Source organism: Alkalibacterium psychrotolerans (assembly GCF_054784355.1).
On the sequence record NZ_BAAGPH010000045.1, the window covers coordinates 1 to 26,398 of the forward strand.

Sequence of the window (26,398 nt, forward strand, 5' to 3'; positions counted from 1 at the left end):
CGGCGGCATTCAAAGAAATTTTGATTGGAAATCAGTCAAACCAAGAACAAATTGCTGCGTAATTTCTTTGGTGAGGGTTAATCCGATAGGATTGTGAAGCATTTATTAGGGTGCGAAACTTGAGTTACTAGGAATGCTCCATCTTTTCCTCTTGAAATGATAACATGCTCAGCACCTTTAGAGAGCAAATCTTTTCCGCATCGCACATAATCATGATCATCGGTTAAATCAGTTGAGTTAAGATGCTCCAGCTCTTGCTGATTGGGTTTGATTAACAACGGACGGGCGCTCAATGCGTTCAGCAGTTCGTCTCCAGTTGTATCTATTACAAAGGAAGCGTTCTGTTCTTGAATCAGTAAAATGAGTTTCTGATAAAAATCGATGGGCAGTCCTAGAGCTTTACTTCCTGATAAGATGACCGTATCATCTGCCTTTAACTGCTCGAACTGCTCCACCAGCTCACTCTGTTTTTCATCGCTAATATATGGGCCCGCACCGTTTATTTCGGTTTCTGTCTCTCCTTTTATTTTTACATTAATCCGGCTGTCCTCATCTATTTTAATGAACTGATTGCTGATACCTTCTTTGTTCAGTTGATTCACAATAAAATCTCCAGTAAAGCCGCCAATATAGCCCGTAGCTACTGAGTTTGTCCCAAGTTCTTTTAAAATCCTGGAAACATTAATGCCTTTTCCTCCCGCATATTTAAAGTTTTTTTCAAAGCGATTCAGTTCCCCTAGTGTCAAATCATTTTTCGGATAAATCACATAGTCTATTGACGGGTTGAGTGTTAGTGTGTAAATCATTAGTCCACCTCTTCAGTTTTCGATTTTTAAACTTTCTACTCAGCCTTTACAAGTAGTCTCTTCTTCTAAACACTATCACGCGGCAAGCTAAAAGCCAATCGTTTTAAACCGCTATTTACACATTTGTCAACAAATTCACAATTTTTCCAATACACAGCTAATTACGTACCTGTCTCTTACCTACTCTCTATAGAAAACTATAGCTACTTGACTATAGTTTTCTACACCAAAAAGCTCATCACTTCTCCAAGTAATGAGCTAAAGAGTATTCTATTTCTTTTTTAAACTGTTTCTGAAGTTTGAATCTTCATATCAGATGACTCGACTTTAGGCTTCCAGAATCCGAGAATCGTCGCTGTAATAAACGAACCAATCAGTAAAGCTGCGACAAACAGCATTGGATTATCTCCAATTCCTACTACAAAGAGTCCGCCGTGTGGAGCCGGTATAGCTACATTCCATAATTGAGTCAATCCACCACCGATACTGGCACCTAGTATGGAAGAGCCGATGACTCTCACCGGGTCAGCTGCAGCAAACGGAATAGCTCCTTCTGTGATGAAGGAAGCACCTAGTACAAAGTTTGACAGTCCAGAACTCTTTTCAAGATCTGTGTATTTTGATTTAAATATCAGAGTTGAAATCGCAATAGCTAATGGAGGAATCATTCCGCCTACCATTACTGCTGCCATTAAACTGCCGTTACCTGTATCACCGAATACACCAATTGAAAACGCATAGGCCGCCTTATTTACAGGTCCACCCATATCAACAGCCATCATACCGCCGAGTACTGCCCCTAATAACACTGCATTTCCAGTACCCAAGTTTTCCAGGAACCCTAGCATCGCATTATTGATGACTGCGAAGAATGGGCCGATTAAGAAGAACATCAGCAAGCCGACAACTAAAAGTCCAGCAACGGGATAGAGCAGGATTGATTTGAGTCCTTCAAAGGTTTTAGGAACATTTCTCATTAATTTTTTAATCCAGAGCATGACATATCCTGCTACAAAACCGGCAACTAAACCACCAAGGAAACCTGCATCACTTTCCACCGCAAGCAATCCTCCAGCCATACCAGGTAAAAGTCCCGGACGATCGGCGATACTGAATGCGATATAGCCGGCCAATATAGGAATCAGAAACTCAAATGCTGAACCACCGATTGTATTTAATGACGTAAACAGAATGTGGTCTGAACCTAACTGTGCTTCAAACATGAATGAAATAGCCAATAAAATTCCTCCACCTACAACAAACGGCAGCATGTGGGAAATTCCGTTCATAACATCTTTATAAATTGTCTGACCAATACTCGCGTTATCGCCATCACTGGCTTCATCAGAAGTATTCGCCCCATCTGAACTGAAGAGCGGTGCATCGCCGGCTGCCGCACGTGAAATCAATTCTTTGGGTTTATTGATTCCTTCTGACACAGGTCTTTGAAGTACAGGTTTTCCATTAAACCGTGCCATATCTACTTTTTTATCAGCTGCGACGATGACTCCAGCTGCACGACTGATTTCGTCTTTCGTCAATTTGTTTTTGGCTCCATCCGTTCCATTTGTTTCCACACGAATCTCGACACCCATCTCAGCGGCTTTCTTCTTCAACGCATCTTCTGCCATATAGGTGTGTGCAATTCCCGTCGGGCAGGCAGTAACCGCTACTACGAAAGGTTTATCTTTAGAGTCTGATTCACTTGCTTCTTCTCTAACAGTAACCTCTTCTTTATTCTCTGCAAACAAGGCTTGTACCTCTTCAGGTGTATTGACTTGTTTCAATTGAGTAACGACTTCTTCATCTACTAACTTTCTTGAAAGAGATGCCAGGACCTCCAAATGAACATTGTTTCCGCCTTCTGGTGCGGCAATCATGAAGAATAATTCAACCGGTTCACCATCTAATGCATCGTAGTCTACTCCTCTAGATGATTTTGCGAAAAGAACGGCTGCTTCTTTGACCGCTTTGTTTTTAGAGTGAGGCATGGCAATGCCATTTCCCAGTCCAGTTGATGTCTGGCTTTCTCGGTTCATAATCCCTTCTTTAAATGTCCGCTTGTCTGAAATAACTTCTTTTTGAGCTAAACGATTGATCATCTCATCTATGACGCCTTCTTTAGTTGTTGCTTGTAAGTCCATGATCATTAAGTCTTTTCTCAACACATCATTGATTTGCATTTACATTTCCTCCCATTTTTCAATTGTTATCGTGTTCAATACGTTAGTTATGTCTTCTTTTGTGGCCAGGTCTTCATTAAAAGCAGTGGCCGATCCACACGCCAGGCTGTATTTAAATGCTTCAACGGAATCTTTTGTATCCTGATACAGTCCTACAAAGCCTGCAACCATTGAATCTCCTGCACCGACTGAATTGATTAGTTTTCCAGGTTCTGCTTTTCCATGATAGATACCCGCATCTGTAAACAGCACAGCTCCGTCTTTACCCATAGAGATGATGACGTTTTCTGCACCTTGTTCTCGTAAGTCTTTTCCGTAATTAATGAGGTCATCTTTGCTTTTAATTTCAGCTGAATAGAGTGCCTCCAGTTCATGAATATTGGGTTTTGCCAGCAGAGGATGCTTGTCTAGCGAATCCATCAATTCCTTACCTGTTGTATCTATAACAAAGGAGGCCTTCCTTTCTGCAATGTGCTTAATGAGTGTCTGGTAAAAATCAGCTGGCAGACTAGCAGGTTTGCTTCCTGAGAGAATGACTACATCATCAGCATTTAAGTTGTCCATCTGTTTAATTAACGCTTCCTGTTTATCTGCATCGACGTGAGGACCAGCCCCATTGATTTCTGTTTCTGATGTGCCTTTTATTTTCACATTAATACGTGTGTCGTCCTCTACCTTTACAAATTGTGTCTCGATTGCGTTAGCTGCAAGCTTACTGTTTATGAATTCACCTGTAAAACCACCGAGAAAGCCTAACGCTACCGATTTTTTGTCCAGTTCTTTTAAAATGCGTGAAACATTTATGCCTTTACCACCAGGGAATTTGTCGTTTTTATCAAATCGGTTTAATTCTCCCAGTTTCACTTCATCGGTTGGGTAGATGACATAATCGATTGACGGATTAAGTGTTACTGTATAAATCATTTGCTCACCTCTATAACTTTCGTTAATTCTGCTATTTTTTTTGATAAGGGGGTTGAATCATTTGTTATAATCGTACAGTCATCAACATCGGCAACTTTAACAAAGCTGACTTCTCCCAGCTTAGACTGATCTGCTAAAATATACGTCTCGTTTGAGTGTTCAATTGCTTTTTGTTTGACGGATGCTTCTTCAATATCGGGAGTAGTTAAACCATAGTAGGGATCCACTCCGTTCATTCCCATAAAAGCTTTTGAGAAATGCAAGCTGTCTAACTGCTTTTCTGCAACAGTTCCAATAATGGCCTTCGTTTTTTGTTTAATTTTTCCACCTAATAAAATGGTATCGACTTTATTATCTGTCAAAAGCTCGGCGTGGGGTACGCCATTGGTCACCACAGTTATATTTTTATCTGCCAATAACGGAATCATTGCAAAGGTCGTTGATCCAGCATCTAAATAAATCACATCATAATCATCCACTAAAGCAGCCGCATACTGGCCAATCCGTTCTTTTTCATGAGTGTTTTTGACTGTTTTATCTTCCATTGATGCTTCGGTCATTGCCTTGCGTTTCTTTCTCGCACCACCATGAATGCGTACGAGCTTGTTTTGTTCTTCCAAAGCAGTCAAATCACGTCGGATAGTCGATTCTGAATGGTTTAGCTCCGCTACCAAGTTCTGTATGGTCACCGTATCTTTTTGCTCAAGCTGATTCAAAATATAACTATACCTATCTTCTGTAAGCACTTTCTTCACCTCTTCACATGAATTTTATCACGATAGATAAAAACAATCAATCATTTTCTTTCGAAAACAGTCATTTTCTTTCATTTGTTTCCTGCCTAATAAAAATGACCGGCACATAGTTATTTATGCGCCGGCCTAATCCTGTAATTTTCACTTCATTTAATAAATTACTGCACCTATCGCCATGAGTATGCAGGATACAACGAAGAGTATGCCTAGAAGTTTTGCGGTGAACCGCCACCAGGTGGACAGCTCAACCCCAGCGATTGCCAGGGCCCCCATGACCACACCGAATGTCGGGTTGACCAGGTTGACAATACCACTGGCTGACTGGAAGGCTGTGACTACTATATGCTGAGCCACACCAACAAAGCTTCCAAGTGGGCCCATTATGCCCATTGTGGCTGCCGCCAGTCCTGAAGTTGAAGGGATTAAGAATGACATGGGAATATAGAATACATAAGTGAATATTGAGAATAGAACAGGTGAGAGCCCGTCCAACATCCGCTCACCGAAATTCAAAATTGTAGCTGTAATCATCCCTTCATTCATAATGACCTGAATCCCTCTGGCTACTGCTACAATCAAGGCAACACTCAACAAATCCTTGGCTCCCTCTACAAAGCCAGATACAATTTCCTTTTCAGGCAGCCGGTATACTAGACCGATAATGACGGCCATCATAAAGAACAGCATGGTGATTTCCATGAAATACCAGTCGCCCAGTGGAATCATCTGCTGGCCGAGAAGTGTTCCAATAACTGGGAGTCCCATGAGTGTCTCGTTAATCGTTTCAAAGAATGTCCAGTCTTCATTCAGCAGCGTCCATGGGACTAAGCCCAGCACCATGATAACGAAGGCAAGCGCAAAGAGTAGCAGGACAATTTTCTGTCTGCCTGTCAGTTTCTCGTTTGTCTCTTTCAGCTTGAATTTTTCTTTGTTCTTTTCGTAATCTTTATAAACGAGTGATTTTTCCGGATTCTTTTGAACTTTCACAGCATAACGGTATACATACAAAGTAGCAATGACATACGATATCGCAAAAAAGGCGAGTCTTAACCCAATGCCTTCACCTGGACTGATACCAACTGCCTGTGAAGCGACACCTGTAGCAAAAGGATTAACAGTAGACCCTAAAACCCCGACTCCTGCACCAAGAAGTATAATACCCACGGCAACGAGTACATCAAAGCCTACTGCGACCATCACAGGGATAATCAAAGGATAAAAAGCAATGGTTTCTTCCGCCATTCCGTAAGTGGAGCCGCCTAAAGCAAAAATAAACATCAATAGAGGAATCAGAAACTTCTCTCTGCCTCTGTTAGCGTTTACAATTTGAGCAATACCTGTATCAAGCGCTCCTGTTTTATTAACGACGCCAAGGAAGCCACCGACTACTAAAATGAATAACGACACTTCAATAGCTCCTGGCGTCCCTTCTGTTCCCAGCATCCCTTTTACTGGGGCCATGAAAATGTCCCAAATCCCTTGCGGATGCTGTTCGGCATAGGAGAATGATCCTGCGATTATATTCCCTGCTTCGTCCACTTCATAACTTCCAGCGGGAACGAACCAGGTAAGGATGGACATAAATACAATAATAATAAATAAAATGGTAAATGAGGTAGGCATGGACTGCAATTTTTTCTTAATATTACTGCTCATCTTCACTCCTCCTTAATTAGATAGGCTTAACTACTCGTGATAATCGTCCCTCCTTTTTCGTTTATAACAGCCTGGATGTTTTCCAATGATGTAATGACTGCCTTGCCAGCTGGATTGGCCTCGACAAAGCTCACAGCTGCTTCAACTTTAGGCAGCATACTGCCTGGTAAAAACTGCTTCTCGTGGATATATTGTTTCATGTCTTCAACCGACACTTCTTCAAGCTTTTTCTCATCGGGCTTCTGATAATTAATCAGGACGTTTTCTACGCCTGTCAGAATGACGAGTAGGTCCGCTTTCAGACTGGCTGCGAGGGTTTGAGAAGCGAAATCTTTGTCAATCACCGCTTCAACACCTTTGAATTGGCTATGCTCGTCTTTTATTAAAGCGACACCGCCGCCTCCCACTGTGATAGGAATGACACCCTGGTTAACGAGCATATCAACTACATTGACTTCTTTAACCTTTACGGGCCTTGGGGACGGAACGACTTTACGCCAGCCTCTACCTGCATCTTCTATAAATGTAGCGTCAGTGTTTTGCATCTCCGCTTCCGCCTCTTCTTTGCTTAAAAATGGCCCAATAGGTTTTGTCGGGTGTCTGAAAGCTGGGTCACTTTCTGAGACTTCCACTAGTGTAACGAGGGAAACAACTTCTTTCGTTAAGCCGCGTTTGTGGATTGCTTTGGATAGTGCCAGTTGGAGCCAGTAGCCGATACTGCCTTGTGTCATAGCCACACAGGTATCCAACCGCATAGCTGGATTTTTCGGTGTATCTGCCGCTGACTGCTGAAGCAGCAGATTCCCTACTTGAGGACCGTTCCCATGTGTCACGATGATGTCGTCTCCATTTTCCACAAATTGAACAATGTATTCTGCTGTGCGTTCCAATGCCTGTTTCTGAGCTTCTGCTGAAGCGTCCGTGGTTAAAATAGCATTTCCTCCGAGCGCAATGACAATTTTACGATTAGACAATCCCATCACTCGCTTTCTGAATAATGTCAATCAAACTATTATTCTGATACCTCATGGCTGGCTTGCCTTAGACTTTTGGTATAAATAAATTGCCTAAAGTAGCGGCCATAATGGCTTTAATCGAATGCATGCGGTTCTCAGCCTGATCAAAGTGTCTGGCGTGGCTGCTTCGGAATGCTTCATCTGTTATTTCCATTTCGGACACACCAAATTTACTCTCCACCATTTTGCCGTACTCTGTTTCTGTATCGTGGAAAGCAGGCAGACAGTGCAGCAGAATCGTATCGTCTTTTCCAGTGGCGCGAATCATATCCATATTGACCTGATAAGGCGTCAATAAGTTGATTCGCTCTTCAAATTTATCTTCTTCGCCCATGGACACCCACACATCTGCGTATAACGCATCCGCATCCTTCACACCTTCACTCACATCATCAGTAATCAGTATGCTACTGCCCGATGTTTTGCCGTACTCTTTCGCCATTTCGACCAGGTCGTCATCCGGGAAAAGGGATTTCGGGGTGACGATGTGGACGTTGACTCCCAGTATCGCTCCTGTGACGAGCAAACTGTTTGCTACATTATTGCGACCGTCTCCGGTATAAACTAGCGTCAGTCCTTCCAGTTTTCCAAAATTTTCTTTCAGTGTCATGTAATCAGCTATCATTTGAGTTGGATGCCACTGATCGGTCAGTCCGTTCCATACCGGTACACCTGAATGTTCTGCGAGCAGCTCGACGTTTTTCTGCAAGAACCCTCTGAATTCAATCCCATCGAACATGCGCCCCAATACTTTTGCTGTATCTTCTACAGATTCTTTATTGCCAATCTGAATATCGTTTTTGCCCAGATACTCAGGAAAAGCTCCTAAGTCATTCGCTGCTACTGTAAAAGCCGCACGGGTACGCGTAGATGCTTTCTCGAATATGAGGGCAATATTCTTGCCTTCCAGATAACGGTGAGGGATGCCTTTTGCTTTCAGCTCCTTTAAATGAATAGAGAAGTCGATAAAATACATCAGTTCCTCTTTAGTAAAGTCTTTTTCCGCCAGCAGGCTTCGTCCTTGAAAAACATTGTGCATGGTTTGTCCTCCTTAAGGTAAATGATTAGTGTCCATCCATCCTACTTTTTAAATAACCTAATGCTGTTCTACATCTTTACGGACTAACGGCATACTCATACACCGTGGACCGCCTCTTCCTCTTGAGAGTTCACTTGAAGGGACTTCGATAACTTTTATGCCATTGTCCCGCATCAGCTGATTCGAAACATAGTTACGGTCATAGGTAATGACGACTCCCGGAGCAATAGCCAGGGTATTCGATCCGTCACTCCATTGTTCTCTAGGTGCCGCAATAACGTCTCCGCCGCCACATTGAATAAGGTTCAGCGAATCAACATTGAGAGCCTTCTTCAGTACTTTCTGCAAATCAGTTTCGTGGGTGATGCTGAAACTGTCTGAGTCCTGCTTCCGTTCCAGAACATAGGTGTCGATTGACCCGTCCAGTCTTAAAATACCCGGGTGAATTGTGAATGCGTTTCTGTCTATCATGGTAAATACGGTATCCAGGTGCATCATTTCGCGCACATCAGGAATTTTAATAGCCAGGATAGTATCAAAAGAGCTGTTCTTTTTGAAGAGAGAATGCGCCAGTTCCTCGATGGCTTTTGGTTGAGTACGCTGAGAAATACCAATGGCCAGTACTTTATCTGTTAAAACCAGCTCATCGCCGCCTTCCATGAAGGTATCTGACTTGCGGTCACGCCACATCTCAATCCCCTCACCTTTGAAGCGTGGATGATAGCGGAATATAGTTTCCGTAAAGAGAGTCTCGCGACGTCTGGCTTTAAACGTCATGGTATTGATGGTCACACCATTTCCCATAGCAGCTGCCGGGTCGCGTGTAAAATAGAGGTTCGGCATCGGATCCATGTAAAAGGGGTAGTCTTCTGTATCAACGATATCAGCCAGATGTCTGGATTCCACCTCGATTGCGGTTTTTCTAACTCCGGCCATAATCGTTTCAACCATATCCAGAGTTTCTTTAGACAGCAGGTAAGCTTTCAGGGCAGCCGCAACGGTTTCTGATTGCATCTCTGATTCCTTCAGCATTCTATCTACAAATTCCTCTTTGATATCTGCGGCATCAATTGCTTCTGCGGTAAGTTTTTCCAAGTAAACAACTTCCACACCATTTTCTCTCAATACATCTGCAAACTGATCGTGTTCTTTCTGAATTACCGGCAGATGTGGGATTTCATCAAAAAGCAGGCGCTCCATACTGGCAGGCGTTAAATTCTCTACTTCCTTCCCTGGCCTTTTCAGCAATACTGTTTTAAGTTCACCTATTTCCGAGAATACATGAACAGGTTTTTCAGCAGCTCTTCTCGGCTCATTAGCAGCCTCACTCCGTTTTGATTTCATCATATTTCCTCCTTTGTATTTTTCACCTCCATGATAACACTTTCACAAACCTATTGGAAATTTATGCACTCGATAAGGGGTAAATGAGTTAAATACAGCATAACATTATAAAACGTGTATAAATATTTGTTGATACTTTACCCTGCCTGCACCGAGCAGACTAGATGGTTGTTTATTGCTGCTTTTATTCTTATGTATACCAAAAACATTCATTTACTGTATTTAATTTAGAGGCTGATTCCATTCATGTAAAAAAGGTGTTAATAGAAGCCTGGTTATCTGATTTAAAAAAAATGAGAACTTGCCTTTACTTATGATTAAATTGTTGTTAAGATTATATAGAAAATTACATAACTATTTTATGGATGAGGCGCAAAAATCATCAGTACCTATTAGTTGAAGACCTGTAAGTCTGATAGGGAAAGGGAAATTTGCCGAAACACGTTAGACTTTACAGAGACTGGCGCGTTGGGCTGTATGTGAACAATATACAGACTGCCGTATGGCTTTTTGCTTAACGGAGTGCTTCCACTTGTGACTATACTTTTTGGAACAAGTCGGCATTCCCGGCTTGTTTTTTGTTTATCTAAAAACAAGAGCAGCCCGTCTTTAAAACTCAGATAGTTAAAAAGGAGTCGCTATGAAAAGAAGTGTATTGAAATTTGGAGGATCAAGCGTTGCTGATTTTCTGAAAATTAAGAATATTGCTGAACATCTTAAAACTAGGATTGAACAGGACGAACAGTTAGTAGTTGTTGTATCTGCCATGGGGAAAACTACCGATAACCTCCTTCAATCCGTCAATGAGTTGACAAAGCGTCCTAATGATAAGGACTTGGCTATGCTATTAACGACTGGCGAGCAGCAGACAATCTCATTTTTGTCCATGGCCCTTAATGATTTGGATGTCAGAGCCAAACCGCTGACAGGTTATCAGGCCGGTATCGAGACCATCGGCAAACACATGAAGAGTAAAATATCTTCCATTAAAACCGAGGTCTTTAATAATTTGTTCGAAGAGCATGATATCGTTATTGTGGCCGGCTTCCAGGGATTCAATAAAGAAGGCGAACTGACCACTCTTGGTCGCGGCGGTTCGGATACGACAGCCGTGGCTATCGCATCAGCTCTGGATTGTCCCTGTGAAATCTACACCGATGTCACAGGTGTCTTCTCCACCGATCCGCGCATCTTCCCTGAAGCCAAACGATGGAACACGGTATCTTTTGAAGAAATGATGGAGATGGCTGCCCTGGGTGCCGGTGTACTCGAGACAAGAAGTGTGGAGCTGGCAAACAATAACAGCATCCCTATCTATTTAGCTAAAACATTATCAACAGAGAGAGGAACATGGATTGTGCCAAATGATCAGATACTCGAACGCAAAGCTGTGACTGGGGTCGCTTTAGATAAGGAAATGGCTCACGTCACCATTACATTTCCACATGAAAGTCAGGGGTTTTTAAAGCAGTTATTTGTTAAACTGGAAGAAGCAGAGATTAATATTGATATGATTTCTCACATTCAGAATCAGGACGGTCTGCAGCTGTCTTTCACCTTCAAGGAGTCTGACGAAAGAGATTTAAACGGGCTTTTTGCTTCCCTGAAAGCAGACTACCCGGATTTGTATGTCAAAATTGAAAGCACCTACTGCAAAGTTTCTGTCATAGGTGCCGGAATGAGAGACATGACCGGTATTGCGTCAAAAATTTTCAAAACACTGCTTGATGCGTCCATCCCCTTTTACCAGGTCACCACATCTGAAATCAGTGTCTCCTATGTCATCGATGCAGAAAACGGTGAAGATGCTACACGTCTGCTCTGTCAGACCTTTGATTTATAAATGCAGGAAACTACTCATACAGAAAGGAATTTTTACATGACCTCCATTGCACTAGTCGGGTCCACAGGTTTAGTCGGACAAACGATGCTACAGCTTCTTGATGAAGAAGCGATTCCGTTTGACTCCCTTACCCTCTTCTCTTCAGCTCGTTCAGCTGGAAAGGAAATTACGCTTAAAGGTAACAGCTATATAGTAGAAGAACTGACCGAGGATAAAGTCAGAAACAGTCAGTTTGATTACGTACTCATGTCCGCTGGCGGCGGCATCAGTCAGCAGTTCGCGCCTTTATTTGAAGAAACAGGAGCGGTTGTCATTGATAATTCAAGCGCCTGGCGCATGGATCCGGCAATCGACTTGATTGTACCCGAAGTGAACAAGCCGTCGCTTAAACGTCGCATCATAGCGAATCCGAACTGTTCAACTATTCAGTCGGTTGTCCCCTTGAAGCCGCTTGCTGAAAAGTATGGATTGACCCGCGTCGCTTATACAACCTATCAGTCTGTCTCCGGTTCCGGCTGGAAAGGAATCGAAGATCTGGACAGAGGTGAAAAAGGCGAAGCGCCTCAAAATTACAATAAGCCAATTTACCATAATGTCATCCCGCAAATTGATGTCTTTATGGAAGACGGCTACACTAAAGAAGAACAGAAAATGATTCATGAGACTCAGAAAATCCTGAATCAGCCTGATCTGGCTGTCACTGCCACATGTGTAAGAGTCCCCGTGCCTCATGCTCATGCTGTTGCGGTCAATTTCACGTTAAAGGAGAGCCCATCAGTAGAAGAACTGAGAGAGCTGCTAGGAAGCTTCCCAAATATCATTGTCCAGGATGACCCTGAACATGAAGTATATCCAACGCCAATCGAAGCCGCTCATAAAAAAGGCGTGTACGTCGGACGCATTCGTCGCGACCCGAGCCTGCCAAACAGTTACCACCTCTGGTCAGTGAGTGACAACATCTTAAAAGGCGCGGCCTGGAACGCTGTCCAAATTCTTAACCAACTACTTGAAGGAAAGGATGTCAACTAATATGACCCGATTATTTACCGGAGCTGCCGCTGCAGTAACGACACCATTCAAAAACGAAGAGGTAGACTATAACGCTTTTCGTAAGCATTTAACTTTTTTGAAAAACAATCAGATTCAGTCATTTGTCGTCAATGGAACAACCGGCGAATCTTCCACTTTAACGTCTGAAGAGAAAGCAAAACTGCTGAAAATCGCTGTTGAAGTCGCTGATGGAGATATCTCAGTGATTGCCGGAACTGGATCGAATAATACTGCTCAGACCATCGCTGCATCAAAAGAAGCAGAAGCGTTGGGAGTTGATGGTCTACTTGTGATTACCCCTTACTACAATAAGACAAGCCAAAAAGGTCTGCTGGCCCACTTTAATGCAATTGCCGATGCTGTATCCCTTCCAGTTATGCTATATGACGTGCCTTCTCGAACCGGTATGTCAATTGAACCGGCCACATTGAAGGAACTGGCTCAGCATCCAAATATTGTTGCGCTGAAAGACGCTACCGGTGACTTGGCACATTTCAGTCGCCTGCAGGCTGTCGTCGATGACAGTTTCTCCTTCTACAGCGGGAACGACGACCTCGCCCTGCCATACTTTGCCCAAGGCGGACACGGAATCATTTCAGTCCTGGCTAATGCTCTGCCTGAAGCATACCAGCAGATGTACACTCATGCCCTGTCTGAACCGTCAGTTGCTCTTGGCATTCACCGTAAGCTGTTTCCTCTAGTTGACGCACTAGGCATGGATGTTAATCCGATTCCTATCAAGGCACTCGTAAGCCATTTAGGCTACGGTAACTACAGTTTGAGACTGCCTCTCGTCTCTCTTGAAAAAGAAGAGGTTTCCCAACTGACCGACTTGCTTGATTCCATTAGAAAGGAAGGATAATATGAGGATATTGCTCGTAGGCTATGGCGCAATGAACAAACGTGTCGCTGCCCTGGCAGAAGAAAAAGGCCATTCTATCGAAGGCGTTGTGACTCCTGATAAAGACGGCTGTCCTTATCCGGTCTATTCTTCCTTCAGTTCAAACCTTCCCGAAGCGGATTGTGTCATTGACTTTTCCCACCCTGAATTGACCAAGTCTCTCTTACGTTCAGATTATAACCATCCAATGGTTATCGCGACAACGGGTGAAAAAGACACGCTGCTTGAACTCATGGAAGATAAAGCGACACAGACTTCCGTCTTCTTCAGTGCCAATATGAGTTACGGCGTGCACATCGTCACAGAACTTCTGGAACATATTGCACCACTGATGGACAATTATGATATTGAGATGATTGAAAAGCACCACAATCAGAAAATTGATGCGCCGAGCGGGACATTAATCAAACTGCTGGACGCTATTAAGGCTAACGGACGTTCGGATGCCGAGGAAGTGTACGACCGCAGCAAGACTGACCAGAAACGTGAGAAAAAAGAAATTGGTGTGTCCACTATCCGCGGCGGCACCATCGTTGGAGAACATGAAGTGCTGTTCGCCGGCCTCGATGAAGTCATATCCATCAAGCACACAGCTCAGTCAAAAGACATTTTTGCCAATGGAGCGCTGAATGCTGCTGAAAAACTGATAACAAAAAATAACGGATTTTATACGTATTCTAACTTAGGAGTGTAATGATGAAAAACTTTAAAGCAGAAGAAATTATTCAATATATTAGCGAATCGAACAAAACGACCCCTCTAAAAATCTATGTGAACACCAACCTGAAAAAGGACGACTTCCCCAGCACATTTAAAGTATTTGGAGCTGAAGGCAGCTACACTATCTTTGCCGATTTAAATGACTGGCAGCCCTTTTACGATGCCAACAGCAATGACCTGACTGATCTGGTTATCGAGCAGGACAGACGCAACTCAGCGATTCCCTTGCTGGATGCTACGCGTGTCAACGCCCGTATTGAACCGGGATCCTTTATCCGTGAACATGCCGTCATCGAAAAAAATGCCGTCATTATGATGGGTGCCGTTATTAATATCGGTGCTGTCGTAGGCGAAGGAACAATGATTGACATGGGCGCCATCCTCGGTGGCCGTGCCATAACCGGAAAAAATGTCCACGTTGGTGCCGGTGCGGTATTGTCCGGTGTCATTGAACCGGCCAGCGCTAAACCAGTAGTGATTGAAGACAATGTTCTGATTGGAGCAAATGCCGTTGTACTTGAAGGTGTGACCGTCAAAAAAGGCTCTGTTGTGGCTGCCGGTGCCATTGTCACAGAAGATGTACCGGAAAATACAGTTGTTGCCGGCGTTCCTGCCCGCAAAATTAAACAGACAAGCGAAGTCGAGTCCGAAAAAGTGGCAATCATTTCCGCATTAAGACAATTAAACGATTAAAATTAATGACTAACTAAACTTCTGGAGGTACACATGACTGATTTACTTGAACGCTTGACGACGCATAGACAAACCCTGCATCAAATACCTGAGCTGTCTTTCGAAGAATTCAAAACAGCTGATTATATTCGCAGCGAGCTCGATAAACTGGGAATAGACTACTTTACTCCTTTGGATACCGCTACGATTGTAGTCTTTGAAGGGTCTGATCCTGGTTCAGAAACTATTGGATTCAGAGCGGATATTGATGCTTTGCCAATTGAGGAAGAAACCGGTCTTCCCTTTTCTTCTAAACACGAAGGCAGGATGCACGCTTGCGGTCACGATGGTCACACGTCTATTCTGCTGACTTTTGCGTCTCTGGTAAAGGATTTATTTGATCAGAACCAGCTCAAGAAGAATGTCATGCTGATTTTTCAGCCTTCAGAAGAATCCAACGCCGGTGCTGATGCTGTCATCAAAAGTTTCCCTTTTGAAGAATATAATGTTACACATATTTATGGTCTACATTTGGGACCGGATGTGCCTGAAGGACAATTGGCAACACGACCAGGTTTTCTCATGGCGAGCGCAACGGAATACCGCATTAAAGTGAAAGGTCTCTCTGCACACGTCGCCCAGAAAGACCAGGGGCATAGTGCCTTAGGCGCAGTGAATCACATCGCCACTCAACTGGCACAAGTCCAGCAGTATTTTCTTGATGGTCTGCATCATAACATCCTGCACATTGGAAAACTGTCAGCCGGTGAAGCAATAAATACTGTGGCATCGAACGGTTATATTGAAGGAACTATTCGTACCTATGTACCGGAAGATCTGGAAAAGATAAAGGATAAGCTGACGGACATCATTTATTCAGCAGACACCCTGTACGGAACGACATCGGAACTGATTGTCGCAAAGGGGTACCCCGCTGTTTATAATGATGTAAGTCTTTTGGATAGTGTAGAGAAAAGTGCAGATAAAGCTGATTTGTCCGTAGACATCCTCAAAGAACCCTATTTATTCGGTGAAGATTTTTCCTTTTATTCATCTTTAGCGAAGACAAACTTTTCTTTCCTTGGGGTCAGAAATGAGGAAAAAGGGCATATCCACGGACTCCATACCGCCTTGTTCAATTTTGACGAGCGCAATCTGGTCAGAGGCGTTAAGTATTACCAGTCTATTCTTGAAACGTTAGGAGCTTGTTCATGACAGCTACATTCATCAGAAATCACCGTCGACTGACTGAACAGGCTTTATCTATACAGGAAAAAGTCGATACCATTGCCATTGTAAAAAACGATGCCTATAATTTTGGCCTTTACGAGACCTATACTGCTTTCCATAAAGCGGGCATTCGTTCTTTTGCAACGACCAACTTAAAAGAAGCAAAGCAATTGAGGTCCTATGATTCAGACATTATGGTTCTTCTGTTGGATCCAAACACGGCATTTGAAGAATTGAAAGAGCACCAGATTACGCTTTCCTTGCCCTCTTACTCTTTTTATGAACAGTACAAGGAGGAACTCAAAGGGCTGCAGGTTCAGCTCGTCTTCAGAAATGATTTAAACCGTCTCGGCTTTACCGATTCGTCTCGCATGGCTGCTGTTCTGGATGACCCTTCTATTGAAGTCAATGGTCTATGGACACATTTCGCTTATGCTGACGACTTTGAGACCAACCGCCATGAAAAAGAAATCACTAACTGGCTGAAAGTATTAGATGATCTGGAACCTTATCTCTCCGGCTTGACTTACATTCATGCTCAAAACAGTGCTTCTTATATGACTAACGGCCTAATGGACAAGCATACCCATATCAGGGGCGGCGTTGTTTTATATGGAACCCGACCTTACGTAGGTAATCTCGATTCGGATTTAGCCAGACAAACGGTTGAAGTCACTGCCAACGTAATTGAACTGACCGACATCAAAGCCGGTCAGTCTGCCGGTTATTCAGCCGCCTTTACAGCTGAAAAGGATACACGACTGGCTGTATGCGATATCGGGTACGGCAATGGTCTTATTCTGGCCCGTAAACAGTTCCCTGTCATAATAAATGACCAGCACTATCCTATTCGTGTCATGATGATGAGTCATCTACTCGTGGAAGTCGATCAGTCTGTCTCAATCGGAGATACGGTCAGTTTATATAACGACCAGCTCCGCTTCGATGAGTTTACAGAAAAAGGTATTGGGTCATTTTCTCAGCAAATGGCCGCTTTTAACCGAGAAACCTTTACGCAAGTAGATATCACTTAAAAAGTTCTCAGCTTAACTGCTTTAAACAGATAATTGTTAACCTTTTAATCAGAATAATAAACAGCTAAAAAATGCATTCCTACCCTTCCTCAAACTGGAAGGAATCTGGGAATGCATTTTTTGTATGCAAATAAGCTTAAAACTGAGTATTTTGACGAAAGAATGGCAAAATTCTAAAAACAGTCTAATAAAAACGTTAGATTGTGAAAAATGGTGTAAAATAAAAAAGATGTGTGATACAATGAGTGTGCCAAATGAAACGCTTACAAAAACAAAGCAATTATTTCAAACTCTTATATTGTGAAAAATAAAACTTAAGGAGTGAGTCTGGTGATTACAACAGTGAGTTTTCTTCTCTTTTCACTTGTTGCCCTCTATTTATCCCAATCCTTCGTTACCGGAAACTTAGAAAATTTGAATAGCTTCATTCTAATAGCTGTGATTTTGTCCGGAGTCTTTCTCGTTCTCCAGCTGAAAAAAGAATGGGGCTGCCTAAAATGTAAAATCAAAAAGAATGTTTATTCTTTAGATAAACATAATGGATTAACTATTCTGGCACTCGTAATCGGAGCATTTATAACCTTCTACCTTAACCATTCAATTGGTCTTGGAGGTGTGCTGGCTTCAGCAGCTGTAGGGTTGATCGGGGCTTGGACCTTTAAATCTTATGCTGCAGCAATTTATTGTGGTTCCTTCATCGGAATGGCTTGCAGTCAAATTTTTAATAATCCTCTTTATTTACTGGTCGCCAGTCTGATTTCAGGGTTAGTGTTCGTCTTGTCCGTTCATATGTTTGTCGGTTTCGGTGGCAAACTCGGCTTTACGGCCTTTATCGGAACATTTCTGGCTTCGCATATCTTTCAGACACCTTTACGGACAATCGACCCCTTGCCGGGCAATCGTTATCTGATGGTTTTCCTTTTTGCAATTTTAGCAGGCATGGCCACTTATATGTTACAGCGAACTGTCGATATGGATGCTGTATCAGCCTCGGCCCTCGTTGGGCTTGTATTTGCGGTCGTTTATCCTGACCCTACAAACGTCGTGGTGGTCGCAGCTTTCTGTGCCACCTTTACTGGAATGGTCTCATACAATCGTGTGAAAACATATGGCGAAATGTTTTTCCTTAGTGTGTTGACCGGCGTGTTGTTTATCGCAGCTTTCTCACTCTTTGATGGATCTGGAGGAAAGCTGGGGTCAATCGCCTTCTTGACGACTGTCAGCGGTATAGGCATGATGGATTTCTTGCGGACGGTCAAAAGGAAAATTAACGGTACTCAAAAAAGCACGCTGACAATAGAAAACTAAAATCCTACGGCATTAAAAAGACCTCTGACATTTTACATAGTCAGAGGTCTTTCATTTTGAAGAAATTAGCTTAACGCTTTAGTTAGTACAGGTACTACCTGTTTCTTACGTGAGACGACACCTTCCAGAAGCAACGTATCTTCAACAATATCTTTATCGAATGCTTCCGCTACTTTCTGGCGGTCGTTTCCGTGTACAAGAGCTACGGAGTCGCTTTCCAGAACGTTTGTGATGACGAGAAGGAATAAATCATAGCTGTTCGCTTCACTCTGCTTATCCATTTCTGACAGTAGTTCATCTTTTCTATCCAGAACTTCCTGAACATCCACGACATTCACTTGCCCAATGCGGACGTTATACTCACCCATAGGGAAATTTTTCGCGTCGGCATTCAGAATCTGATCAGCTGATTTGTCGCTTGTGTTGGTTCCCGCTTTCAGCAGGTCTTTCCCATATGATTCGAGGTCAACCCCTGCAATATCAGCCAGTTCGCGCGCTGCATCTTCGTCTTCCTTCGTGCAGGTAGGCGACTTCAGCAGAAGAGTGTCTGAAATAATAGCTGACAGCATCAGCCCGGCTATATTTTTAGGAATCCCAACATTGTTCTCTTTAAATAACTTTAAAATGATTGTATTTGTGCATCCAACAGGTTCCGCACGGTAATATAATGGGTTTGAAGTCTGGAAGTTAGCAATACGGTGATGATCAACTACAGCCAGAACCTCCACTTGATCTATGTCAGAGACGCTCTGCTGTGCTTCGTTATGGTCAACCAGCATCACTTCATCCGCTTCGTCAGCAATGGCTGTAACGACTCTTGGGTTATCCGCATTAAAATAATCCAGCGCAAACTGAGTCTCGTCAGTCGCTTCTCCGAGGGCTACCGGCTCGGTTGTTTTACCTAGTTCATTTTGCAGGTATGAGAAACTGATAGCCGATGTGATGGCATCTGTATCTGGGCTTTGATGACCAAAAATTAGTATTTTACTCACTGTCATTCTCCTTTGTAATTACTGTCATTACTACTAGAATATAGGAATTTCTCTTAAAATTCAATCACTGTGATGATTTGATTTACACAAGACTTAATGTAAGTCCAATTAGAAAATATTTCTTAAATGTATTATCAAATAGATTGAAATTGAGAAGAATACCTGAGTGCTGTTAATCGTACTTCGTTTATTTTTGTGTTGCTGAAGTACGATTAACTACCCTTTAATCATACTTCAGCGCTCTTATAAATTCCGAAGTATGATTAAGTTACGATAATCATACTTTAATTATAATATTGCCGTTGAACGATGATTAACTAGCTGATAATCATCGTTCATTCCCTTATTAATCTGCGAAGTACGATTAACTGCTGAAGACGCCAACCATCCCTTCCAAGTAAAAAGACCTTTACCTTTATATTACTCCAAAGGTAAAGGTCTTACTAACTTAGACTGTCTGATTTTGGTACAGATGGGTTTTCAATATCCGATTAGCATTTTCAACCCGTTCAGCTGTTGGCGGATCGATATCCTCCAGCTTATAGGGGATGCCCAGTTCTTTATACTTGTAAACACCCAGTTTATGGTAAGGAAGAACTTCAACTTTTTCGACACTTTTCAGCTCACTGATAAAGTCGCTCAACTTCTGCAAGTGTTCATCATAGTCGGATCGCTCCGGCACTAGAACATGTCTCAGCCACATAGGCGTATTAATCTCAGACAGGTAGTTTGCCATGTCCAAAATACTGGTATTTGGATGCATGGTGTACTTTTTGTGGATGTCATTGTCAATGTGTTTGATATCCATTAACACTAAGTCGGTATAGCTCATCAGTTCCTCGAAACGGCTGAAGAACGGCTGGTCATAAGTGAACGGCTGTCCGCAGGTATCAAGAGACAGATGCACACCTTCCGCTTTGGCCAGTTTAAAGAATTCAATCAGAAAATCGATTTGCAGTAGTGGTTCACCACCACTGACTGTGATGCCGCCTTCTTCACCCCAGTAGTCTCTATAATCCAACGCTTTTTCAAGCAGTTCTTCTGGTGTGTACGGGGTTCCGCCCCCCACACTCCATGTATCGGGGTTATGACAGAACTCACAGCGCATACGGCACCCCTGCATAAAGACGATGAAGCGGATACCCGGACCATCTACTGATCCAAAACTTTCTGTTGAGTGTACGTATCCTACTGTTGATTCTGTCATTACTGTTCCCCCTAGTGGTATTTGAAAATCTAAAGTCTAGTTACTTACATGCTGTCGTGGAATGTTCTACTTAAGACATCCATCTGCTGTTCTTTCGTCAGTTTGATGAAGTTAACGGCGTATCCGGAAACGCGGATAGTCAGCTGTGGATACTCTTCTGGATGCTTCATGGCATCTTCCAGTGTCTCACGGTTCAAGGCGTTAACGTTCAAGTGGTGTCCGCCTTTTCTGACATAACCGTCCAGCATTGCTGACAGGTTGCGTTTTTGTGTGTCTTCTTCTTTTCCTAAAGCTTTCGGTACGATTGAGAAGGTGTTGGAAATACCGTCAAGTGATTCTTTGTACGGTAGTTTTGCAACGGAGTTCAAGCTTGCCAGAGCACCATTTGTATCTCTTCCGTGTAATGGATTCGCTCCTGGAGCAAACGGTACACCTGCACGACGACCATCTGGAGTATTACCTGTCTTCTTACCGTATACCACGTTTGAAGTGATAGTCAGGATAGATGTCGTATGCATTGCATTTCTGTAAGTTGGGTGTTTTCTGACTTTACCCATGAACTTCTTAAGCAAGTCGATAGCAATGTCGTCAGCGCGGTCATCATTGTTACCGTATTTTGGATAGTCGCCTTCGATTTCATAGTCAACAACCAAACCTGTTTCATCACGGATTGCCTTAACTTTTGCGTATTTAATGGCTGAAAGTGAGTCCACTGTTACTGAGAAGCCAGCAATACCAGTAGCCATTGTACGAGCAACTTCTGAATCATGCAGCGCCATTTCAACACTCTCATAGCTGTACTTGTCGTGCATGTAGTGAATAATATTCAGTGTATTGATGTACATGCCAGACAACCAGTCCAGAATATCATCATATTTTTCCATTACTTCATCGTAATCAAGAACATCTGACGTAATAGGACGGAACTTAGGTCCAACCTGTTTCTTGGACATTTCGTCTACGCCACCGTTAACAGCATAAAGTAATGCTTTAGCCAAGTTGGCACGAGCTCCGAAGAACTGCATTTGCTTACCGATTGGCATCGCGGACACACAGCAGGCAATACCGTAGTCGTCGCCCCACTCTTCGCGCATGATGTCATCATTTTCGTATTGGACTGCACTACTTTCAATAGATACTTTTGAGCAGTAGTTTTTGAATGCAGATGGTAACTTTGTTGACCAAAGAACAGTCAAGTTCGGTTCAGGTGCAGGTCCCAAGTTTGATAGTGTATTCAGGAAGCGGTAGCTGTTTTTTGTAACCATGTGTCTGCCGTCAATACCGACACCACCGATTACTTCTGTTACCCATGTTGGGTCTCCTGAGAATAATTCGTTGTATTCCGGTGTACGGGCAAACTTAACCAGTCTCAGTTTCATAACGAAGTGATCCACTAATTCCTGAGCTTCTTCTTCAGTAATTGTGCCAGCTTTCAAGTCTCTTTCAATATAAATGTCAAGGAAGGTTGATGTACGGCCAAGAGACATAGCAGCACCGTTCTGTTCTTTAATCGCAGCGAGGTAACCAAGATATAGCCACTGGAAGGCTTCTGTCGCCGTTTTAGCTGGTCTTGAAATGTCAACGCCGTATATATTTCCTAATTCTTTCAACTGGTGCAAGGCCTTAATCTGATCGCTTAGCTCTTCACGGTGACGAATAGTTGCTTCCGTCATCATTGCTGTATCCGATAACGCTTTGTCGTTTTCTTTTTCTTCAATTAGGCGGTCAACCCCATATAATGCTACACGACGATAGTCACCGATAATACGGCCACGACCGTAAGCATCCGGTAAACCGGTAATAATTCCTGTACGACGCGCATCTCTCATTTCCGGAGTATAGGCATTGAATACACCGTCATTATGCGTTTTTCTAAAATCTCTAAATACTTGTGATAGATAAGGATCCACTTCATAGCCATATGACTCAGCTGCTACTTCGCTCATGCGGATACCACCGAACGGCTGAAGCGAACGCTTGAATGGTTTGTCAGTCTGGAAACCTACAATCTTTTCTTTGTCCTCATCCAAGAAAGCTGGGCCATGTGATGTAATGGTAGAAACGACTTGTGTATCCATGTCGAGTACGCCACCGGCTTCTCTTTCTTCCTTATTCAAATCCATAACCTGAGCCCAAAGTGCCTGAGTATTTTCTGTCGGCCCTGCAAGGAATGATTCGTTGCCATCATATGGATTATAATTACTTTGGATAAAGTGTCGGACATCAAGTGATTCTTTCCAGTCTTTCCCTTTAAACCCTTCCCAAACTGATTCAAGTGTCCATTCTTCTGTGCGCTGTTTTTCCATTATTAACTCTCCTTTGTTTTTCACGATTACTTCATGTTCAATATATCACATTAACTCACTTTATACAAGTGAATAAGTGAACATTTAGTGACAAAGGCCCGTTCTGTAAAGGTTTATTCTCTATTGCTCACAATATCACATATCGTCACAAAATAGACACAATTATCGTTTTTTGCAAGCGAATTCACTATGGTACTATGTGTTTGTAAAGAAAAAGAAAACTAATCGAAGCGCTAAGTAGACGGCTTTATGACCGTACAGCCTGTAAAAAGCTGTGACGATATTTTTTTAAAGCTATTTGCTCAACACTTCACATATTTATAGGAGGAACCTATTATGGTAAAAGTACTTGACAAGAAAGCAACTGAAAGAACAGTACAAGAAGACATTGATGTATTGGTCAGTAATGCACAAGAAGCTTTGAATGGAATGTATGAACTCAACCAGGAACAAATTGACACGATTGTTAAAGAAATGGCTCTAGGTGCGCTTGATCAGCATATGCATTTAGCTAAGTTAGCTGTAACTGAAACTGGTCGTGGAGTATACGAAGACAAGATTGTAAAAAACATCTTTGCTTCTGAGTACATCTATCACAGCATTAAGCACGACAAGACTATCGGTGTCATCAATGAAAATGAACACGAAGGAATGGTTGAGATTGCTGAACCAATCGGCGTCATTGCCGGCGTAACTCCAGTGACTAACCCGACGTCTACTACAATTTTCAAGTCACTTATCTCTATTAAAACGGGTAACCCGATTATCTTTGCTTTCCACCCTTCTGCTCAAGAATCAAGTTCTGCAGCAGCAAGAGCCGTTTATGAAGCAGCTGTTAAAGCCGGAGCACCTGAAAATTGTATTCAGTGGATTGAAAAACCTTCTATTGAAGCAACACGAACATTAATGACTCACGATGGTGTAGCAACTATCCTGGCTACTGGCGGTCCTGGAATGGTTAAGTCAGCTTACAGTTCTGGTAAACCTGCCTTGGGTGTTGGTGCTGGTAACGTTCCTTGTTACATTGAAAAAACAGCTAACGTAAAACGTGCTGCCAATGACCTGATTCTTTCAAAAACTTTCGACAACGGTATGATTTGTGCTTCTGAACAAGCTGTTATTGCCGATAAAGAAATTTACGAAGATGTTAAAAAAGAAATGATCGACAACGGTTGTCACTTCTTGACTAAAGACGAAAGAATTCTAGTTGAAAAGTTAATGGTTTCAGAAACAAACCAGCTAAACTCCGATATTGTTGGTCGCTCAGCTTATCAAATCGCTAAGATGGCTAACGTTTCAGTACCGGAAGAAACTAAAATCCTAGTCGCTGAATACCCAGGTGTTGGTAGAGAATACCCGCTTTCAAGAGAAAAATTAAGTCCTGTATTGGCTGCCTTTAAAGTCAAGGATTCTGAAGAAGGAATTAAACGTGCAGAAGAAATGCTTGCTTATGGGGGATTAGGTCACTCAGCAGTTATTCATTCAAACGATGACAATGTCATCAGTGAATTCGACAGACGTCTTAAAGCCGGTCGTCTAATCGTTAATGCCCCATCTTCTCAAGGTGCGATTGGTGATATTTATAATGCTTATCTCCCATCTCTAACTCTAGGATGTGGATCATTTGGAGGGAACTCAGTGTCTACAAACGTCAGCACAATGCACTTAGTAAACGTTAAAAAACGCGCCAAACGAACAAACAATATGCAGTGGTTCAAGATTCCACCAAAAGTCTACTTCGAACGTAACTCTGTACAATACCTGGCTAAAATGCCGGATATCAAGAAAGCGTTCATCGTTACTGACCCTATGATGGTGGAACTGGGATATGTTGACCGTGTTCTGTATCACCTGCGTAACCGTACAGACTACGTTCACTGTGAGATCTTCTCAGACGTTGAAGCAGATCCTTCAAAAGAAACCGTGATGAAAGGTGCCAAAGCCATGGAAGCTTTCCAGCCTGATGTCATCATTGCTCTAGGTGGCGGTTCTCCAATGGATGCCGCTAAAGGTATGTGGCTGTTCTATGAACACCCAGAAACTGATTTCAACGGAATCAAACAAAAGTTCATGGATATCCGCAAACGTGTCTACAAGTATCCAAAACTTGGTGGAAAGAGCCAATTCGTTGCCATTCCGACAACATCTGGTACAGGATCTGAAGTCACTTCTTTCTCAGTTATTACAGATACAGAAAACAACATTAAATACCCACTGGCTGATTACGAGTTGACTCCAGACGTAGCGATTATCGATCCGCAGTTTGTCATGACTGTTCCTAAAGTTGTTACAGCTGATACTGGTATGGATGTATTGACACACGCTATTGAAGCATATGTTTCAAACATGGCCAATGACTATACAGACGGTTTGGCAATCAAAGCCATCCAATTAGTATTCGAGCACTTGCCTACTGCTTACGAAAACGGTGCGGATGAAACTGCAAGAGAAAAAATGCATAACGCATCAACTATTGCCGGTATGGCCTTTGCGAATGCCTTCCTGGGTATTAACCACAGCTTAGCTCACAAACTGGGTGCTCAGTTCCACATTGCACACGGTAGAGCCAATGCGATTTTGATGCCGCATGTTATTCGCTATAATGCTAAAAAACCAACTAAGTTTGTAGCCTTCCCTAAATACGAACACTTTATTGCCGACGAGCGCTATGCAGAAATTGCTAAAGCCCTTGATTTACCGGCAAGCACCACTGAAGAAGGTGTTGAGAGCTTGATTAAAGCTATCTACGATTTAGCTAAGAAACTTAATATTCCAATGAGTATTAAAGAAAACGGCGTCAGCAAAAAAGAGTTTGAAGCAGTTCTAGATGACATGTCTGACCGTGCATTTGGAGACCAATGTACAACTGCCAATCCTAAAATGCCATTAGTTAAAGAACTTGCAGAAGTATACCGAGCAGCTTTTAAAGGCTAATTACATCTACAAAAAAGAGGCTGACATTTATGTCAGTCTCTTTTTTTGCCTTCATACTTATTAGTGAGGCTCTACTCCCCGCTCTTCTACTTTTTTATCTGTAATTGTACATGCTGAAGCTGAATAGTTTAGCTTCCTATACGTAGCGCTATCACTTTAAATTAATTAATGATAAAATAAAGCTACTATATTCTAGGATACTGTCCTATCAGGAGCTGATCAATTGAAACAGCGCAGACGAACGATTAACGTGTTATATCTGTTAGTTACTATAATTATAATAGGGACTATAGGCTACTCTTATATGCTTGATATAACCTTCATGAACGCTATGTATATGACAGTCATTACCATGTCGACTGTTGGTTTCCAGGAAGTCGCTCCAATGACTGTACCTGCACAAATATTTACGATTGTCCTTATTTTTTTCAGTCTAGGGACTGTAGGTTATACTGGTTCTCAGCTAGTTGCCTACGTA

Annotated in this window: 20 protein-coding genes, 1 pseudogene and 1 riboswitch; of the genes and pseudogenes, 10 read left to right on the top strand and 11 right to left on the bottom strand. The window is 42.6% G+C overall.

The annotated features are described in order from the left end of the window. Positions 1–77: 77 nt before the first annotated feature. The 8 genes from ACYVLS_RS07905 to arcA form a co-directional block, all read right to left on the bottom strand. A complete protein-coding gene (locus ACYVLS_RS07905) occupies positions 78–806 on the bottom strand; it encodes a 1-phosphofructokinase (RefSeq protein ID WP_460323332.1) in 729 nt (242 codons plus the stop codon). A gap of 281 nt (positions 807–1,087) precedes the next feature. Then, positions 1,088–2,989 carry a PTS fructose transporter subunit IIABC gene (locus ACYVLS_RS07910; protein WP_460323333.1) on the bottom strand — a complete coding sequence of 634 codons (1,902 nt, stop codon included), beginning with the start codon at positions 2,987–2,989 and terminating at the stop codon, positions 1,088–1,090. Beyond that, positions 2,990–3,913 carry a 1-phosphofructokinase gene (gene pfkB / locus ACYVLS_RS07915; protein WP_460323334.1) on the bottom strand — a complete coding sequence of 308 codons (924 nt, stop codon included), beginning with the start codon at positions 3,911–3,913 and terminating at the stop codon, positions 2,990–2,992. It abuts the gene before it with no gap. Then, positions 3,910–4,659 carry a DeoR/GlpR family DNA-binding transcription regulator gene (locus ACYVLS_RS07920; RefSeq protein ID WP_460323335.1) on the bottom strand — a complete coding sequence of 250 codons (750 nt, stop codon included), beginning with the start codon at positions 4,657–4,659 and terminating at the stop codon, positions 3,910–3,912. Before ACYVLS_RS07920 ends, pfkB begins: the two co-directional genes overlap by 4 nt. A gap of 159 nt (positions 4,660–4,818) precedes the next feature. Beyond that, positions 4,819–6,324 (bottom strand): YfcC family protein, encoded by a 1,506-nt coding sequence (locus ACYVLS_RS07925; protein WP_460323336.1) that lies wholly within the window; start codon positions 6,322–6,324, stop codon positions 4,819–4,821. A 26-nt stretch (positions 6,325–6,350) separates the two neighbouring features. Next, positions 6,351–7,298 (bottom strand): carbamate kinase, encoded by a 948-nt coding sequence (arcC, locus tag ACYVLS_RS07930; protein WP_460323424.1) that lies wholly within the window; start codon positions 7,296–7,298, stop codon positions 6,351–6,353. 67 nt (positions 7,299–7,365) lie between these two features. Further along, complete coding sequence (gene argF / locus ACYVLS_RS07935) at positions 7,366–8,379, bottom strand: ornithine carbamoyltransferase (RefSeq protein WP_460323337.1); 1,014 nt, start codon at positions 8,377–8,379, stop codon at positions 7,366–7,368. A gap of 57 nt (positions 8,380–8,436) precedes the next feature. Further along, positions 8,437–9,723, bottom strand: coding sequence for an arginine deiminase (arcA, locus tag ACYVLS_RS07940; protein WP_460323338.1), 1,287 nt, complete (start codon positions 9,721–9,723; stop codon positions 8,437–8,439). Between the two features lie 357 nt (positions 9,724–10,080). Next, a riboswitch (Lysine riboswitch) is annotated at positions 10,081–10,259 on the top strand. 104 nt (positions 10,260–10,363) lie between these two features. On the opposite strand from arcA, the gene ACYVLS_RS07945 reads away from it, so the two are divergent. The 8 genes from ACYVLS_RS07945 to ACYVLS_RS07980 all read left to right on the top strand — a co-directional run bounded on the left by ACYVLS_RS07945 (position 10,364) and on the right by ACYVLS_RS07980 (position 18,481). Beyond that, positions 10,364–11,566 carry an aspartate kinase gene (locus tag ACYVLS_RS07945; RefSeq protein ID WP_460323340.1) on the top strand — a complete coding sequence of 401 codons (1,203 nt, stop codon included), beginning with the start codon at positions 10,364–10,366 and terminating at the stop codon, positions 11,564–11,566. A 36-nt stretch (positions 11,567–11,602) separates the two neighbouring features. After that, positions 11,603–12,595, top strand: a complete 993-nt coding sequence (locus ACYVLS_RS07950) for an aspartate-semialdehyde dehydrogenase (protein WP_460323342.1) — start codon at positions 11,603–11,605, stop codon at positions 12,593–12,595. 1 nt (position 12,596) lies between these two features. Continuing rightward, the gene (gene dapA / locus ACYVLS_RS07955) at positions 12,597–13,478 is read left to right on the top strand and encodes a 4-hydroxy-tetrahydrodipicolinate synthase (RefSeq protein WP_460323344.1); all 882 of its coding nucleotides are present in this window, start codon (positions 12,597–12,599) and stop codon (positions 13,476–13,478) included. A gap of 1 nt (position 13,479) precedes the next feature. Beyond that, complete coding sequence (gene dapB / locus ACYVLS_RS07960; RefSeq protein ID WP_460323346.1) at positions 13,480–14,211, top strand: 4-hydroxy-tetrahydrodipicolinate reductase; 732 nt, start codon at positions 13,480–13,482, stop codon at positions 14,209–14,211. A gap of 2 nt (positions 14,212–14,213) precedes the next feature. Next, positions 14,214–14,930 carry a 2,3,4,5-tetrahydropyridine-2,6-dicarboxylate N-acetyltransferase gene (gene dapD, locus ACYVLS_RS07965; RefSeq protein ID WP_460323348.1) on the top strand — a complete coding sequence of 239 codons (717 nt, stop codon included), beginning with the start codon at positions 14,214–14,216 and terminating at the stop codon, positions 14,928–14,930. A 33-nt stretch (positions 14,931–14,963) separates the two neighbouring features. Then, entirely contained in the window at positions 14,964–16,124 is a 1,161-nt protein-coding gene (locus tag ACYVLS_RS07970; RefSeq protein ID WP_460323350.1) for a M20 metallopeptidase family protein, read from the top strand. After that, positions 16,121–17,173 (top strand): alanine racemase, encoded by a 1,053-nt coding sequence (locus ACYVLS_RS07975; RefSeq protein WP_460323352.1) that lies wholly within the window; start codon positions 16,121–16,123, stop codon positions 17,171–17,173. The genes ACYVLS_RS07970 and ACYVLS_RS07975 overlap by 4 nt, the downstream gene beginning before the upstream one ends. A 330-nt stretch (positions 17,174–17,503) precedes the next feature. After that, the gene (locus tag ACYVLS_RS07980) at positions 17,504–18,481 is read left to right on the top strand and encodes a hypothetical protein (RefSeq protein ID WP_460323354.1); all 978 of its coding nucleotides are present in this window, start codon (positions 17,504–17,506) and stop codon (positions 18,479–18,481) included. Positions 18,482–18,546: 65 nt separating this feature from the next. On the opposite strand, the gene ACYVLS_RS07985 is transcribed toward ACYVLS_RS07980, so the two are convergent. From ACYVLS_RS07985 to pflB, 3 genes are all read right to left on the bottom strand, one after another. After that, on the bottom strand, positions 18,547–19,473 hold the full coding sequence (locus ACYVLS_RS07985) for a manganese-dependent inorganic pyrophosphatase (protein ID WP_460323356.1): 927 nt from the start codon (positions 19,471–19,473) through the stop codon (positions 18,547–18,549). A gap of 448 nt (positions 19,474–19,921) precedes the next feature. Beyond that, complete coding sequence (gene pflA / locus ACYVLS_RS07990) at positions 19,922–20,680, bottom strand: pyruvate formate-lyase-activating protein (protein ID WP_460323358.1); 759 nt, start codon at positions 20,678–20,680, stop codon at positions 19,922–19,924. Between the two features lie 44 nt (positions 20,681–20,724). Then, positions 20,725–22,986, bottom strand: coding sequence for a formate C-acetyltransferase (pflB, locus tag ACYVLS_RS07995; protein WP_460323360.1), 2,262 nt, complete (start codon positions 22,984–22,986; stop codon positions 20,725–20,727). 336 nt (positions 22,987–23,322) lie between these two features. On the opposite strand from pflB, the gene adhE reads away from it, so the two are divergent. Together adhE and ACYVLS_RS08005 are read left to right on the top strand one after the other, a co-directional pair. Next, a complete protein-coding gene (adhE, locus tag ACYVLS_RS08000; protein WP_460323361.1) occupies positions 23,323–25,920 on the top strand; it encodes a bifunctional acetaldehyde-CoA/alcohol dehydrogenase in 2,598 nt (865 codons plus the stop codon). Positions 25,921–26,170: 250 nt separating this feature from the next. Then, a pseudogene (locus tag ACYVLS_RS08005) lies at positions 26,171–26,383 on the top strand (ion channel); the annotation flags it as partial. Positions 26,384–26,398 lie beyond the last annotated feature (15 nt).

Coding starts and splice junctions, on each gene's coding strand:
- ACYVLS_RS07905 (WP_460323332.1), bottom strand. CDS start 806: ATGATTTACACACTAACACTCAACCCGTCAATAGACTATGTGATTTAT.
- ACYVLS_RS07910 (WP_460323333.1), bottom strand. CDS start 2,989: ATGCAAATCAATGATGTGTTGAGAAAAGACTTAATGATCATGGACTTA.
- pfkB (WP_460323334.1), bottom strand. CDS start 3,913: ATGATTTATACAGTAACACTTAATCCGTCAATCGATTATGTCATCTAC.
- ACYVLS_RS07925 (WP_460323336.1), bottom strand. CDS start 6,324: ATGAGCAGTAATATTAAGAAAAAATTGCAGTCCATGCCTACCTCATTT.
- argF (WP_460323337.1), bottom strand. CDS start 8,379: ATGCACAATGTTTTTCAAGGACGAAGCCTGCTGGCGGAAAAAGACTTT.
- arcA (WP_460323338.1), bottom strand. CDS start 9,723: ATGAAATCAAAACGGAGTGAGGCTGCTAATGAGCCGAGAAGAGCTGCT.
- ACYVLS_RS07945 (WP_460323340.1), top strand. CDS start 10,364: ATGAAAAGAAGTGTATTGAAATTTGGAGGATCAAGCGTTGCTGATTTT.
- ACYVLS_RS07950 (WP_460323342.1), top strand. CDS start 11,603: ATGACCTCCATTGCACTAGTCGGGTCCACAGGTTTAGTCGGACAAACG.
- dapA (WP_460323344.1), top strand. CDS start 12,597: ATGACCCGATTATTTACCGGAGCTGCCGCTGCAGTAACGACACCATTC.
- dapB (WP_460323346.1), top strand. CDS start 13,480: ATGAGGATATTGCTCGTAGGCTATGGCGCAATGAACAAACGTGTCGCT.
- dapD (WP_460323348.1), top strand. CDS start 14,214: ATGAAAAACTTTAAAGCAGAAGAAATTATTCAATATATTAGCGAATCG.
- ACYVLS_RS07970 (WP_460323350.1), top strand. CDS start 14,964: ATGACTGATTTACTTGAACGCTTGACGACGCATAGACAAACCCTGCAT.
- ACYVLS_RS07975 (WP_460323352.1), top strand. CDS start 16,121: ATGACAGCTACATTCATCAGAAATCACCGTCGACTGACTGAACAGGCT.
- pflA (WP_460323358.1), bottom strand. CDS start 20,680: ATGACAGAATCAACAGTAGGATACGTACACTCAACAGAAAGTTTTGGA.
- pflB (WP_460323360.1), bottom strand. CDS start 22,986: ATGGAAAAACAGCGCACAGAAGAATGGACACTTGAATCAGTTTGGGAA.
- adhE (WP_460323361.1), top strand. CDS start 23,323: ATGGTAAAAGTACTTGACAAGAAAGCAACTGAAAGAACAGTACAAGAA.